Annotated in this window: 10 protein-coding genes and 1 pseudogene; 10 read left to right on the top strand and 1 reads right to left on the bottom strand. The window is 57.8% G+C overall.

Annotation, left to right across the window (positions count from 1 at the left end; translation table 11 throughout):
- The first annotated feature begins 55 nt into the window (after positions 1-55).
- The 3 genes from ACZ9BB_RS15890 to ACZ9BB_RS15880 all read left to right on the top strand — a co-directional run bounded on the left by ACZ9BB_RS15890 (position 56) and on the right by ACZ9BB_RS15880 (position 3,070).
- Positions 56-907, top strand: coding sequence for a glycine betaine ABC transporter substrate-binding protein (locus ACZ9BB_RS15890; RefSeq protein WP_476214558.1), 852 nt, complete (start codon positions 56-58; stop codon positions 905-907).
- 196 nt (positions 908-1,103) lie between these two features.
- The gene (locus ACZ9BB_RS15885) at positions 1,104-1,415 is read left to right on the top strand and encodes a DUF485 domain-containing protein (RefSeq protein ID WP_367374776.1); all 312 of its coding nucleotides are present in this window, start codon (positions 1,104-1,106) and stop codon (positions 1,413-1,415) included.
- The gene (locus ACZ9BB_RS15880; protein ID WP_476214557.1) at positions 1,412-3,070 is read left to right on the top strand and encodes a cation acetate symporter; all 1,659 of its coding nucleotides are present in this window, start codon (positions 1,412-1,414) and stop codon (positions 3,068-3,070) included. Before ACZ9BB_RS15885 ends, ACZ9BB_RS15880 begins: the two co-directional genes overlap by 4 nt.
- A gap of 197 nt (positions 3,071-3,267) precedes the next feature.
- Here ACZ9BB_RS15880 and gltA read toward each other — a convergent pair whose 3' ends face one another.
- The gene (gene gltA / locus ACZ9BB_RS15875) at positions 3,268-4,554 is read right to left on the bottom strand and encodes a citrate synthase (RefSeq protein WP_008071464.1); all 1,287 of its coding nucleotides are present in this window, start codon (positions 4,552-4,554) and stop codon (positions 3,268-3,270) included.
- Between the two features lie 363 nt (positions 4,555-4,917).
- Between gltA and sdhC the strand changes: the two genes are divergently transcribed.
- The 7 genes and pseudogenes from sdhC (at position 4,918) to lpdA (ending at position 14,048) form a co-directional block, all read left to right on the top strand.
- The gene (gene sdhC, locus ACZ9BB_RS15870) at positions 4,918-5,292 is read left to right on the top strand and encodes a succinate dehydrogenase, cytochrome b556 subunit (protein WP_015096190.1); all 375 of its coding nucleotides are present in this window, start codon (positions 4,918-4,920) and stop codon (positions 5,290-5,292) included.
- Positions 5,286-5,654 carry a succinate dehydrogenase, hydrophobic membrane anchor protein gene (gene sdhD, locus ACZ9BB_RS15865; protein WP_008071469.1) on the top strand — a complete coding sequence of 123 codons (369 nt, stop codon included), beginning with the start codon at positions 5,286-5,288 and terminating at the stop codon, positions 5,652-5,654. Before sdhC ends, sdhD begins: the two co-directional genes overlap by 7 nt.
- Before the next feature lie 3 nt (positions 5,655-5,657).
- Positions 5,658-7,430 (top strand): succinate dehydrogenase flavoprotein subunit, encoded by a 1,773-nt coding sequence (gene sdhA / locus ACZ9BB_RS15860; RefSeq protein ID WP_476214556.1) that lies wholly within the window; start codon positions 5,658-5,660, stop codon positions 7,428-7,430.
- Positions 7,431-7,441: 11 nt separating this feature from the next.
- A complete protein-coding gene (locus tag ACZ9BB_RS15855) occupies positions 7,442-8,146 on the top strand; it encodes a succinate dehydrogenase iron-sulfur subunit (RefSeq protein WP_007936040.1) in 705 nt (234 codons plus the stop codon).
- 262 nt (positions 8,147-8,408) lie between these two features.
- Positions 8,409-11,240 carry a 2-oxoglutarate dehydrogenase E1 component gene (locus ACZ9BB_RS15850; RefSeq protein ID WP_476214555.1) on the top strand — a complete coding sequence of 944 codons (2,832 nt, stop codon included), beginning with the start codon at positions 8,409-8,411 and terminating at the stop codon, positions 11,238-11,240.
- A 42-nt stretch (positions 11,241-11,282) separates the two neighbouring features.
- A complete protein-coding gene (gene odhB, locus ACZ9BB_RS15845; protein WP_476214554.1) occupies positions 11,283-12,500 on the top strand; it encodes a 2-oxoglutarate dehydrogenase complex dihydrolipoyllysine-residue succinyltransferase in 1,218 nt (405 codons plus the stop codon).
- 110 nt (positions 12,501-12,610) lie between these two features.
- Positions 12,611-14,048, top strand: a pseudogene (lpdA, locus tag ACZ9BB_RS15840) (dihydrolipoyl dehydrogenase).
- The last annotated feature ends 123 nt before the right edge of the window (positions 14,049-14,171 follow it).

The following is a 14,171-nucleotide window of genomic DNA, read 5'->3' as shown; positions in this document are numbered from 1 at the left end:
AAATACGTTGAGCGACTCGGCATCCGCCGGGTGCAGCACTTTCGGGGAAGTAACGATGAAGATGCGACGACTCTTGGGCGCAGGTGCCGCTTTGGTGCTGGCGATCAGTTCTACCGTAGCCAGCGCTGAAAGCAAGGCAGTAACGATCGGTTATGTCGACGGCTGGTCGGACAGCGTCGCCACGACCAACGTGGCTGCTGAAGTGATCAAACAGAAACTCGGTTATGACGTGAAGCTGCAAGCCGTTGCCACCGGGATCATGTGGCAGGGCGTGGCCACTGGCAAACTCGACGCCATGCTGTCTGCGTGGCTCCCCGTGACTCATGGCGAATACTGGGCCAAGAACAAGGATCAGGTCGTCGATTACGGCCCGAACTTCAAGGACGCGAAAATCGGTCTGATCGTACCGGAGTACGTCAAGGCCAAGTCTATTGCTGATCTGAAAACCGACGACAGCTTCAAAAATCGCATCGTTGGCATCGACGCCGGTTCAGGCGTGATGCTCAAGTCCGAGCAGGCGATCAAGGACTATGACCTGACCGGGTATCAACTCAAGGCCAGTTCCGGCGCCGGCATGATTGCCGAGCTGACCCGTGCCGAGAAGAAAAACGAATCCATTGCCGTCACCGGTTGGGTGCCGCACTGGATGTTCGCCAAGTGGAAACTGCGCTTCCTGGAAGACCCGAAAGGCGTTTACGGCGCAGCTGAAACCGTGAACAGCATCGGCAGCAAAGAACTGGCAACCAAAGCGCCTGAAGTTGCGAAGTTCCTGAAGAACTTCCAGTGGGCGTCGAAAGACGAAATCGGCCAAGTCATGCTGGCGATTCAGGACGGTGCCAAGCCTGAAGCCGCAGCGAAAGACTGGGTGGCTAAACACCCGGATCGCGTTGCTGAATGGACCAAATGATTTGAGCTGAAACGTCTGGTCAGCACCTCTCAAGGCCCCTTGGCTTAAATGCCAAGGGGCTTTTTGCTTTCTGTGGAAATTCGGCGGGGGAGAAGCAGTCATGTCGTTCTAATACTAAGGTCGTCTGGAACCTGTCCGGCAGCCGCATAGAGTGGATAACGTTCCAACTAAAATCTGTGCTGCGAGGATAAAAACAATGAACGACAGCATTTACCTCTCGATTCAAAACAGCTCGCGCTTCAAGGAGCTGGTTAGCAAGAGGGAACGATTCGCCTGGATTCTCTCGGCGATCATGCTTGGGCTGTACTCCGGATTCATCCTTTTGATTGCGTACGGGCCGCATATTCTGGGCGCGAAAATCAGCCCTGAATCGTCGATTACCTGGGGCATTCCGATCGGTGTCGGGCTGATTGTTTCGGCCTTTGTCCTGACAGGCATCTACGTGCGACGGGCCAACGGCGAATTCGACGACCTGAACAATGCGATTCTCAAGGAGGCTCAGCAATGATCCGGCGTCTAATGGCTCTATTGAGCATCGCAGCCTTTGCACCTGGCGCCTGGGCGGCTGAAGCCCTGACGGGGGCCGTGCAAAAACAACCGCTCAACGTATCCGCGATCATGATGTTCGTGGTGTTCGTGGGCGCAACCTTGTGCATTACCTACTGGGCGTCCAAACGCAACAAATCGGCGGCCGACTACTATGCGGCGGGTGGCAAGATCACTGGTTTCCAGAACGGTCTGGCGATTGCCGGTGACTACATGTCCGCGGCGTCCTTCCTGGGTATTTCCGCCCTGGTGTTCACCTCCGGCTACGACGGCCTGATCTACTCGATCGGTTTCCTGGTGGGCTGGCCGATCATCCTGTTCCTGATCGCCGAGCGCCTGCGTAACCTGGGTAAATACACCTTTGCCGACGTGGCGTCCTATCGCCTGGGGCAAACCCAGATCCGTTCGCTGTCGGCGTGCGGTTCGCTGGTAGTGGTGGCGTTCTACCTGATCGCGCAAATGGTCGGTGCCGGCAAACTGATTCAACTGCTGTTCGGCCTGGACTACCACGTTGCGGTGATCCTGGTGGGTATCCTGATGTGCCTGTACGTACTGTTCGGCGGCATGCTGGCGACCACCTGGGTGCAGATCATCAAGGCGGTGCTGTTGCTGTCCGGGGCCTCGTTCATGGCGCTGATGGTGATGAAGCACGTCAACTTCGACTTCAATGCGCTGTTCTCCGAGGCGATCAAGGTTCACCCTAAAGGTGAAGCGATCATGAGCCCTGGCGGCCTGGTGAAAGATCCGGTCTCGGCGTTCTCCCTTGGCCTGGCGCTGATGTTCGGTACCGCTGGCTTGCCGCACATTCTGATGCGCTTCTTCACCGTGAGTGACGCCAAAGAAGCGCGTAAAAGCGTGCTGTATGCAACCGGCTTCATTGGCTACTTCTATATCCTGACCTTCATCATCGGCTTCGGCGCGATCCTGCTGGTCAGCACCAACCCGGCCTTTAAGGATGCGGCTGGCGCGCTGTTGGGTGGCAACAACATGGCGGCGGTGCATTTGGCCAACGCGGTGGGTGGCAGCGTGTTCCTGGGCTTCATCTCCGCGGTGGCGTTCGCGACCATCCTGGCGGTGGTGGCCGGCCTGACCCTGGCGGGTGCCTCGGCGGTGTCCCATGACCTGTATGCCAGCGTGATCAAGAAGGGCAAGGCTAACGAGAAGGACGAGATCCGCGTCTCGAAAATCACCACGATTGCCTTGGCGGTGCTGGCGATCGGCCTGGGCATTCTGTTCGAGAAGCAGAACATCGCGTTTATGGTGGGCCTGGCGTTCTCCATTGCGGCGAGCTGCAACTTCCCTGTGCTGCTGCTTTCCATGTACTGGAAGAAACTGACGACTCGCGGTGCGATGATCGGTGGCTGGCTGGGGCTGGTCAGCGCTGTGGGCTTGATGGTGTTGGGGCCAACCATCTGGGTGCAGATCATGGGTCACGAGAAGGCGATCTTCCCGTATGAATACCCGGCGCTGTTCTCGATGATCATTGCCTTTATCGGGATCTGGTTCTTCTCGATCACCGACAAGTCGGCTGAGGGTGTAAACGAGCGGGCGCTGTTCTTCCCGCAGTTTGTGCGTTCGCAGACCGGGTTGGGGGCGAGTGGGGCGGTTTCGCACTAAGGCTTCTATATATAAGCCGCGCTAAAAAGAATGCCCCGGTCGAGAGATCGGGGCATTTTTTATTGGGCGGTTATCGCCCCCTCGTAGGAGCGAGGCTTGCCCGCGAAGGCCCACAAGGCCCACAAACAAAAACGGCCTCTATTTAAATAGAGGCCGTTCCCGGTACAGCTCAAGACGTTATCGCAAGACAGCTCTTATCAGCGGTCTTCAAGCCGAGTGATATCACGCGACTCGTAGCCGGTGTACAGCTGGCGCGGACGGCCAATCTTGTACGGGCTGGAGAGCATTTCTTTCCAGTGGGAAATCCAGCCGACGGTCCGCGCCAGGGCGAAGATCACGGTGAACATGCTGGTTGGAATGCCAATCGCCTTGAGGATGATCCCCGAGTAGAAATCGACGTTCGGGTACAGCGAGCGCTCGATGAAATACGGATCGGTCAGGGCGATCTCTTCCAGGCGCATGGCCAGTTCGAGTTGCGGATCGTTGGTGATACCCAGTTCTTTCAGTACTTCGTCGCAGGTCTGCTTCATGACGGTAGCGCGCGGGTCACGGTTTTTGTAAACCCGGTGACCGAAGCCCATCAGTTTGAACGGATCGTTCTTGTCCTTGGCCTTGGCGATGTACTTGTCGATGTTCGAAACATCGCCAATCTCGTCAAGCATGGTCAGAACAGCCTCGTTCGCGCCGCCGTGGGCAGGGCCCCACAGTGCAGCGATGCCGGCGGCGATACAGGCGAACGGGTTGGCACCCGACGAGCCGGCCAGACGTACGGTAGAGGTCGATGCGTTTTGCTCGTGGTCGGCATGGAGGATGAAGATCCGGTCCATGGCCTTGGCGAGTACCGGGCTGATCGGTTTGATCTCGCACGGGGTGTTGAACATCATGTGCAGGAAGTTTTCCGCGTACGACAGGTCATTGCGCGGGTACATCATGGGTTGGCCCATGGAGTACTTGTAAACCATTGCAGCCAGGGTCGGCATCTTGGCAACCAGGCGGATCGCGGAGATTTCGCGATGCTGCGGGTTATTGATGTCGAGGGAGTCGTGGTAGAAAGCCGAAAGGGCGCCGACTACACCGCACATGACGGCCATCGGGTGGGCGTCGCGACGGAAGCCGTTGAAGAAAGTCTTCAGCTGCTCATGGACCATGGTGTGGTTCTTCACGGTGCCGACGAACTGGGCCTTCTGTTCTGCGGTTGGCAGCTCGCCGTTGAGCAGCAGGTAGCAGGTTTCCAGGTAGTCCGACTTTTCAGCCAGCTGTTCGATCGGGTAGCCGCGGTGCAGCAGGATGCCGTTGTCGCCGTCGATATAGGTGATCTTCGACTCGCAGGAGGCAGTCGACATGAAACCAGGGTCAAAGGTGAAACGGCCCGTGGCCGTCAGGCCCCGAACATCGATAACATCGGGACCAACGGTGCCGGTTAAAATGGGCAGCTCGACGGGGGCTGCGCCCTCGATGATCAACTGCGCTTTTTTGTCAGCCATGTGGCCTCCTATTTATGCTTGAAATCATCAGACAGACCCCCCACGCAGGGCCCGCACCACTATAGTGAGATAAATTCGAATGTCAATTTGCCTAAAGTCTTGCTCCAGAAGGCTTTAACCGGACTTTTTCCTCGAAATTGACTGCCATTTACGCCTTTTATGTCTCTTGTGCAATCAGCTATTAGGGGAAGGTGAACGCGTTGTCATTAGTAGCCTAACTGTCTATACTCGGCCACCGACCGCCAGGGGCTTTTGGGCCTGCTTTATTGGGGGTCGCATCCCTGGGTGGTGGTTACCTGACCAGTGCACTCCCCAACAACTTTGCCCTGATTGTTAGGGGCTCTTCAGTGTGAAAAAAAAGCCGTGAAAAGCCAACGACCTGTAAACCTAGACCTAAGGACCATCAAACTCCCCATCACCGGCGTTACGTCGTTTCTTCACCGTGTTTCCGGCATCATCCTCTTCCTGGGCCTTGGCTTCATGCTTTATGCATTGGGCAAGTCTCTGGGTTCCGAGGAAGGTTTTGCCGAGGTGAAGGCATGCTTGACCAGCCCGCTGGCCAAGTTCGTAGCATGGGGCCTCCTGTCCGCTCTTCTGTATCACCTGGTAGCCGGCGTGCGCCATTTGATCATGGACATGGGCATCGGTGAGACGCTGGAAGGCGGCCGCCTGGGCTCGAAAATTATCATCGCCGTTTCCGTGGTGTTGATCGTTCTGGCAGGAGTTTGGATATGGTAACCAGCGTTACGAACCTTTCGCGTTCGGGCCTCTATGACTGGATGGCGCAACGTGTGTCTGCGGTTGTTCTCGCGGCTTATTTCATTTTCCTGATCGGATACCTCGTTGCGAATCCAGGCATTGGCTACGACCAATGGCATGCCCTGTTCGCCCACAACGGGATGCGTATCTTCAGTCTGCTGGCCCTTGTGGCCCTGGGCGCTCACGCCTGGGTCGGCATGTGGACCATCGCGACCGACTACCTGACGCCGATGGCGCTGGGCAAGTCCGCGACTGCAGTACGTTTCCTTTTCCAGGCAGTATGCGGCGTTGCAATGTTCGCTTACTTCGTCTGGGGTGTGCAGATTCTCTGGGGTATCTGATCCATGGCTAACATTCCAACGATTTCTTTCGACGCCATCATTATTGGTGGTGGCGGTGCCGGCATGCGCGCAGCGCTGCAACTGGCACAGGGCGGTCACAAGACTGCCGTGATCACCAAGGTTTTCCCGACTCGTTCGCACACCGTATCGGCCCAGGGTGGCATCACCTGCGCCATCGCGTCTGCCGACCCGAACGATGACTGGCGCTGGCACATGTACGATACCGTCAAGGGTTCCGACTACATCGGTGACCAGGACGCTATCGAATACATGTGTCAGGAAGGTCCGGCCGCCGTCTACGAGCTGGACCACATGGGTATGCCATTCTCGCGTACCGAGCAAGGTCGTATCTATCAGCGTCCGTTCGGTGGTCAGTCCAAGGACTACGGTAAAGGTGGCCAGGCTGCCCGTACCTGCGCCGCTTCCGACCGTACCGGTCACGCGCTGCTGCACACTCTTTATCAGGGCAACCTGAAAGCCGGTACCGTGTTCCTGAACGAGTACTACGCTGTTGACCTGGTGAAGAACCAGGATGGCGCGTTCGTCGGCGTGATTGCCATCTGCATCGAAACCGGTGAAACCACCTACATCCGTTCGAAAGCCACCGTACTGGCTACCGGCGGTGCAGGTCGTATCTACGCTTCGACCACCAACGCCCTGATCAACACCGGTGACGGCGTTGGTATGGCGCTGCGTGCCGGCGTGCCGGTACAAGACATCGAAATGTGGCAGTTCCACCCGACCGGCATCGCCGGCGCCGGTGTGCTGGTGACCGAAGGTTGCCGTGGTGAAGGTGGTTACCTGATCAACAAGCACGGCGAGCGTTTCATGGAGCGTTATGCTCCGAACGCCAAGGACCTTGCCGGTCGTGACGTTGTTGCCCGTTCGATGGTTAAAGAAATCATCGCCGGCAACGGTTGCGGTCCGAATGGCGACCACGTGATGCTCAAGCTCGACCATTTGGGCGAGGAAGTGCTGCACAGCCGTCTGCCAGGCATCTGCGAACTGTCCAAGACTTTCGCACACGTTGACCCAGTGGTTGCTCCGGTTCCGGTTGTTCCGACTTGCCACTATATGATGGGCGGCGTTGCCACCAACATTCATGGCCAAGCGATGACCCAGAACGCCGAAGGCGTCGACGAGATCATCCCTGGTCTGTTCGCGGTGGGCGAAGTGGCTTGCGTATCGGTTCACGGTGCCAACCGCCTGGGCGGCAACTCGTTGCTCGACCTGGTGGTATTCGGTCGTGCAGCTGGCCTGCACCTGGAAAAAGCACTGACCGACGGTATCGAATACGACGATGCTACCGACGCCGATATCACTGCGGCCCTGTCGCGTCTGTCCGCTCTGAACGAGCGTACCGAAGGTGAAGATGTAGCAACCCTGCGTCGCGAACTGCAAAACTGCATGCAGAACTACTTCGGTGTGTTCCGCACTGGCGAATACATGCAGAAGGGTATTGCTCAGCTGGCTGATCTGCGCGTGCGTATCGCCAACGTCAAGATCAACGACAAGAGCCAGGCGTTCAACACCGCGCGTATCGAAGCGCTGGAACTGCAGAACCTGCTGGAAGTGGCTGAAGCTACCGCCATCGCTGCAGAAGTACGCAAAGAGTCCCGCGGTGCTCACGCCCGTGAAGACTTCGAAGACCGTGACGACGAAAACTGGCTGTGCCACACCCTGTACTTCCCGGGTGAGAAGCGCGTTGCCAAGCGTGCAGTGAACTTCTCGCCGAAGACTGTTCCGACTTTTGAACCTAAGATTCGGACTTATTAAGGGTGGCCGCCATGTTGAAAGTCAGTGTTTATCGTTACAACCCTGATCAGGACGCTGCGCCGTTCATGCAGGAATTCCAGGTTGATACCGGTGGTAAAGACCTGATGGTGCTGGACGTGCTGGCCCTGATCAAAGAGCAGGACGAAGGTTTCTCCTATCGTCGCTCTTGCCGTGAAGGTGTTTGCGGTTCCGACGGCATGAATATCAACGGCAAAAACGGTCTGGCGTGCATCACGCCGCTGTCTGCCGTCGTAAAAGGTAACAAGCTGATCGTTCGTCCTCTGCCAGGTTTGCCGGTTATCCGTGACCTGGTCGTCGATATGAGCATCTTCTACAAGCAATACGAAAAGGTGAAGCCATACCTGCAGAACGACACGCCGGCTCCGGCCATCGAGCGTCTGCAGTCCCCAGAAGAGCGTGAAAAGCTCGACGGTCTGTACGAGTGCATCCTGTGCGCTTGCTGCTCGACTTCGTGCCCGTCCTTCTGGTGGAACCCGGACAAGTTCCTGGGCCCGGCTGCTCTGCTGCAAGCGTACCGCTTCCTGGCAGACAGTCGCGACACCAAGACGTCCGAGCGTCTGGCTTCGCTGGATGACCCGTTCAGCGTATTCCGCTGCCGGGGCATCATGAACTGCGTCAACGTTTGTCCGAAAGGCCTGAACCCGACTAAGGCCATCGGTCACATTCGTAACATGCTGCTGCAAAGCGGCGTGTGATTCAGCTGCTGTACCCGTAGGACCGCAATACCCGTAGATGCTACGGCGCAGGCTTCAACCGGCGCCGTAGTTTTAACCTGAGCAGCAGCCCATAAGGCTGCGGCTCTTATTTTGAAGAAATGAGACAAGCAGGGGCATCCGGGCTGGTACCCGGACTATCAGCGTGATCCTAAGTGGCTTGTTTTAGTCGCTGCATTCGGACTTCTGCAAGTTTGCTCGGTGTCGACGCCGGTGGTGTTCCCCTAACCGAGGGTGACCAAGCATGCAAGAAAGCGTGATGCAGCGCATGTGGAACAGCGCCTACCTTTCCGGTAGTAACGCTGCCTATGTGGAAGAGCTCTACGAGCTCTACCTGCACGACCCTAACGCTGTGCCAGAAGAGTGGCGCACCTACTTCCAGAAGTTGCCTGCTGATGGCAACACTGTCACCGATGTTTCGCACTCCACAATTCGCGATCATTTCGTCTTGCTGGCAAAGAACCAGCGCCGCGCCCAACCGGTTTCCGCCGGCAGCGTGAGCAGTGAGCACGAGAAGAAGCAAGTTGAAGTGCTGCGATTGATCCAGGCCTACCGTATGCGTGGCCACCAGGCAGCCCAGCTTGACCCGCTGGGGCTGTGGCAGCGTCCTGCACCTGCAGACCTGTCAATCAATCATTACGGCTTGACCAATGCCGATCTTGATACGACCTTCCGTGCCGGCGACCTGTTCATCGGCAAAGAGGAGGCGAGCCTACGCGAAATTCACGAAGCGTTGCAGCAGACATATTGCCGCACCATCGGCGCTGAATTTACGCATATCACCGATTCCGAGCAGCGCCAGTGGTTCCAGCAGCGTCTGGAAAGCGTGCGCGGCCGTCCGACGTACTCCGCCGACATCAAGAGCCACTTGCTCGAGCGCGTGACCGCCGGTGAAGGCCTGGAAAAATACCTGGGCACCAAATACCCGGGTACCAAGCGTTTCGGTCTGGAAGGCGGCGAAAGCCTGATTCCAATGCTTGACGAACTGATCCAGCGTTCCGGTTCCTACGGCACCAAGGAAATCGTCATCGGCATGGCCCACCGTGGTCGTCTGAACGTATTGGTCAACACCTTCGGCAAGAACCCGCGCGAGCTGTTCGACGAGTTCGAAGGCAAGAAGAAGGTCGAGCTGGGTTCCGGTGACGTTAAATACCACCAGGGCTTCTCGTCCAACGTGATGACCGCCGGCGGTGAAGTTCACCTGGCCATGGCGTTCAACCCGTCCCACCTGGAAATCGTTTCTCCGGTGGTCGAGGGTTCGGTTCGCGCCCGTCAGGACCGTCGTAACGATCCTACCGGTGAGAAAGTCCTGCCGATCTCCATCCACGGTGACGCTGCATTCGCAGGTCAAGGCGTGGTCATGGAAACCTTCCAGATGTCGCAGACCCGTGGTTTCAAAACCGGCGGCACCGTGCACATCGTGATCAACAACCAGGTCGGTTTCACCATCAGCAACCCGCTGGACTCGCGTTCCACCGAGTACGCCACCGACGTCGCGAAAATGATCCAGGCGCCGATCCTCCATGTGAATGGTGATGATCCGGAAGCTGTATTGTTCGTGACCCAGCTGGCCATCGACTACCGCATGCAGTTCAAGCGTGACGTGGTGATCGATCTGGTCTGCTACCGTCGTCGCGGCCACAACGAGGCTGACGAACCAAGCGGTACCCAGCCGATCATGTATCAGCAGATCACCAAACAGCGCACTACCCGTGAGCTGTATGCCGATCGCCTGACCCAGAGCGGTGTGCTGGACGCAGAGCGTGTGCAGTCGAAAATCGACGAATACCGCAACGCGCTGGACAACGGTCTGCATGTTGTAAAAAGCCTGGTCAAAGAGCCGAACAAAGAGCTGTTCGTGGACTGGCGTCCGTATCTGGGCCATGCCTGGACTGCGCGTCACGACACTCGCTTTGATCTGAAAACCTTGCAGGAACTGTCCGCCAAGCTGCTGGAAATTCCTGAAGGCTTCGTGGTTCAGCGCCAGGTCGCGAAAATCTACGAAGACCGTCAGAAGATGCAAGCCGGCGGCCTGCCGATCAACTGGGGTTACGCCGAAACCATGGCGTACGCGACCCTGGCGTTCGAAGGTCACCCGATTCGCATGACGGGTCAGGACATCGGTCGCGGTACGTTCTCGCACCGTCACGCTGTCTTGCACAACCAGAAAGACGCGGGCACCTACATCCCGTTGCAGAACCTGTATAACGGCCAGCCACGTTTCGACCTGTACGATTCGTTCCTGTCCGAAGAAGCCGTACTGGCGTTCGAATACGGTTACTCGACCACCACGCCTGATGCGCTGGTGATCTGGGAAGCCCAGTTCGGCGACTTCGCCAACGGTGCCCAGGTGGTTATCGATCAGTTCATCACCAGTGGCGAACACAAGTGGGGCCGTCTCTGCGGTCTGACCATGTTGCTGCCGCACGGTTATGAAGGTCAGGGTCCTGAGCACTCCTCGGCTCGTCTGGAGCGTTACCTGCAGCTGTGCGCCGAGCACAACATTCAGGTAGCCGTGCCGACTACGCCGGCTCAGATCTATCACTTGCTGCGTCGTCAGGTGATTCGCCCGCTGCGCAAGCCATTGATCGTTCTGACTCCAAAGTCGCTGTTGCGCCACAAACTGGCCATTTCGACCCTGGAAGATCTGGCCGAAGGTTCGTTCCAGACCGTTATCCCGGAAATCGATGCGCTTGACCCGAAAAAGGTCACTCGCATGATCCTGTGCAGCGGCAAGGTCTACTATGACCTGCTGGAAAAACGCCGTGCCGAAGGTCGTGAAGACATCGCCATCGTGCGTATCGAGCAGCTGTATCCGTTCCCTGAGGACGACCTGATGGAGACGCTCGCCCCTTACACCAACCTCGAAAACGTGGTCTGGTGCCAGGAAGAGCCGATGAACCAGGGCGCCTGGTACAGCAGCCAGCATCACATGCGTCGCAGCCTGACCAACCACAAACAAGGCCTGGTCCTGGAATACGCTGGTCGTGAGGCGTCTGCCGCACCTGCTTGCGGTTACGCTTCGATGCACGCCGAGCAGCAGGAACAACTGCTGCAAGATGCTTTCACTGTTTAACGCCTTCGCGCACCTGAAACCGAATTTAAGGACCCACAGATAATGGCTATCGAAATCAAAGCCCCCACTTTCCCGGAATCGGTTGCCGATGGCACCGTTGCCACCTGGCACAAAAAACCGGGCGACGCCGTCAAGCGTGACGAACTGATCGTCGACATTGAAACCGACAAAGTCGTACTGGAAGTTCTGGCCACCGCTGATGGCGTGCTGGGCGCGATCGTCAAGAACGAAGGCGACACCGTTCTGTCCGACGAAGTTCTGGGCTCCATCGGCGAGGGCGGTGCTGCCGCCGCTCCAGCCGCTGCTGCTGCACCTGTCGCCGCTGCCGCTGCTCCTGCCGAAGCGGGCGAAGACGATCCTGTTGCTGCTCCGGCTGCTCGCAAACTGGCTGAAGAAAACGGCATCAACATCGCTTCCGTTGCCGGCACCGGCAAAGGCGGTCGTGTGACCAAGGAAGACGTGGTAGCAGCTGTTGCTGCCAAGAAAGCCGCTCCGGCTGCTGCACCTGCCAAAGCGGCTGCACCGGCTGCTTCGGCTCCGGTATTCGCTGCCGGTGACCGCGTTGAAAAACGCGTTCCGATGACCCGTCTGCGTGCCAAGGTTGCCGAGCGTCTGGTTGAAGCTCAGTCGAACATGGCCATGCTGACCACGTTCAACGAAGTCGACATGACCGAAGTCATGGCCCTGCGTTCGAAGTACAAGGACCTGTTCGAGAAGTCCCACAACGGCGTGCGCCTGGGCTTCATGTCGTTCTTCGTGAAAGCGGCCACCGAAGCGCTGAAACGCTTCCCGGCTGTCAACGCGTCGATCGACGGTGCCGACATTGTTTACCACGGCTACGCCGACGTCGGTGTCGCAGTTTCCAGCGACCGCGGTCTGGTTGTACCGGTTCTGCGTAACGCCGAACTGATGAGCCTGGCTGAAATCGAAGGCGGCATCGCTACCTTCGGCAAGAAAGCCCGTGACGGCAAACTGTCGATGGAAGAAATGACCGGCGGCACGTTCACCATCACCAACGGTGGTACTTTCGGTTCGATGATGTCGACGCCGATCGTCAACCCGCCGCAGGCTGCGATTCTGGGTATGCACAACATCATCCAGCGTCCTATGGCGATCAACGGTCAGGTGGTTATCCGTCCGATGATGTACCTGGCGCTGTCCTACGATCACCGTCTGATCGATGGCAAAGAAGCTGTGACCTTCCTGGTGACTATCAAGAACCTGCTGGAAGACCCGGCTCGTTTGCTGCTGGATATCTGATTTCGTTGCTCGGGCCGCCCAGTGATGGACGGCCCTTCTGTAATGACCAGCTTCGTCCCACGACGGTCCTCAAAAGGGGCCGTCCGGTTTGATTCGAGAAGGAATGACACATGACTCAGAAATTCGACGTGGTAGTGATTGGCGCGGGCCCTGGCGGCTACGTGGCTGCCATTAAAGCAGCGCAACTGGGCCTCACCACTGCCTGCATCGAGAAATACACCGACAAGGAAGGCAAACTGGCCCTCGGCGGTACTTGCCTGAACGTCGGCTGCATTCCATCCAAGGCGCTGCTGGACAGCTCCTGGAAGTTTCACGAAGCGCAAGACGGCTTCGCGATCCACGGTATAAACCACGCTGGCGTGACCATGGACGTGCCAGCAATGGTCGGCCGTAAAGCCAACATCGTCAAAGGCCTGACCTCCGGTGTTGCGACCCTGTTCAAGGCTAACGGCGTTACTTCGATCCAGGGCCACGGCAAACTGCTGGCCGGCAAGAAAGTCGAAGTCACCAAGCCTGACGGTTCGGTTGAAGTCATCGAAGCCGAAAACGTCATCCTGGCTCCGGGCTCGCGTCCGATCGACATTCCACCGGCTCCGGTCGACCAGAATGTGATCGTCGATTCGACTGGCGCTCTGGAATTCCAATCCGTACCAAAACGCCTGGGCGTGATCGGCGCTGGTGTTATCGGTCTGGAACTGGGTTCGGTATGGTCCCGTCTGGGCGCCGAAGTCACCGTTCTCGAAGCGCTGGATACCTTCCTGATGGCAGCGGACACCGCTGTTTCCAAGGAAGCGCTGAAAACCCTGACCAAACAGGGTCTGGACATCAAGCTGGGCGCTCGCGTGACCGGTTCCAAAGTGAACGGCGACGAAGTCGTTGTGAACTACACCGATGCCAACGGCGAACAGAACATCACTTTCGACAAGCTGATCGTAGCCGTTGGTCGCCGTCCCGGTGACCACTGATCTGCTGGCTGCCGATTGCGGCGTGACCCTGGACGAGCGCGGTTTCGTGCACGTTGACGATCACTGCGCCACCACCGTACCGGGCGTTTACGCCATCGGTGACGTGGTTCGCGGCATGATGCTGGCTCACAAAGCCTCGGAAGAGGGCATCATGGTTGTCGAGCGCATCAAGGGCCATAAAGCCCAGATGAACTATGACCTGATCCCTTCGGTTATTTATACTCACCCGGAAATCGCGTGGGTCGGTAAAACCGAGCAGGCCTTGAAAGCTGAAGGCGTAGAAGTTAACGTCGGCACCTTCCCGTTCGCAGCCTCTGGCCGTGCCATGGCCGCCAACGATACCGGTGGTTTCGTCAAGGTCATCGCTGATGCCAAGACTGACCGCGTATTGGGCGTCCACGTGATTGGCCCGAGCGCTGCAGAACTGGTTCAGCAGGGCGCGATCGGCATGGAATTCGGCACCAGTGCTGAAGACCTGGGCATGATGGTTTTCTCCCATCCGACCCTGTCTGAAGCCTTGCACGAAGCAGCGTTGGCAGTGAATGGCGGCGCCATCCACATCGCCAACCGCAAGAAACGCTAAGCGGATAATAAGAAACCACGGCGGTACGGCCCGTCGTGAGCCTTGCATGCAAGACTCACCGCGGAAAGTCCGCTGGACGCAGTCTTGCGTAGCTGCACCGGGTAGCCGGAAAGGTTACGCAAG

The sequence above is a fragment of the Pseudomonas sp. TE3552 genome (assembly GCF_056278945.1).
The sequence above is the reverse complement of the archived record's forward strand: the minus strand, read 5'-3'. Positions and strand labels throughout refer to the sequence as shown.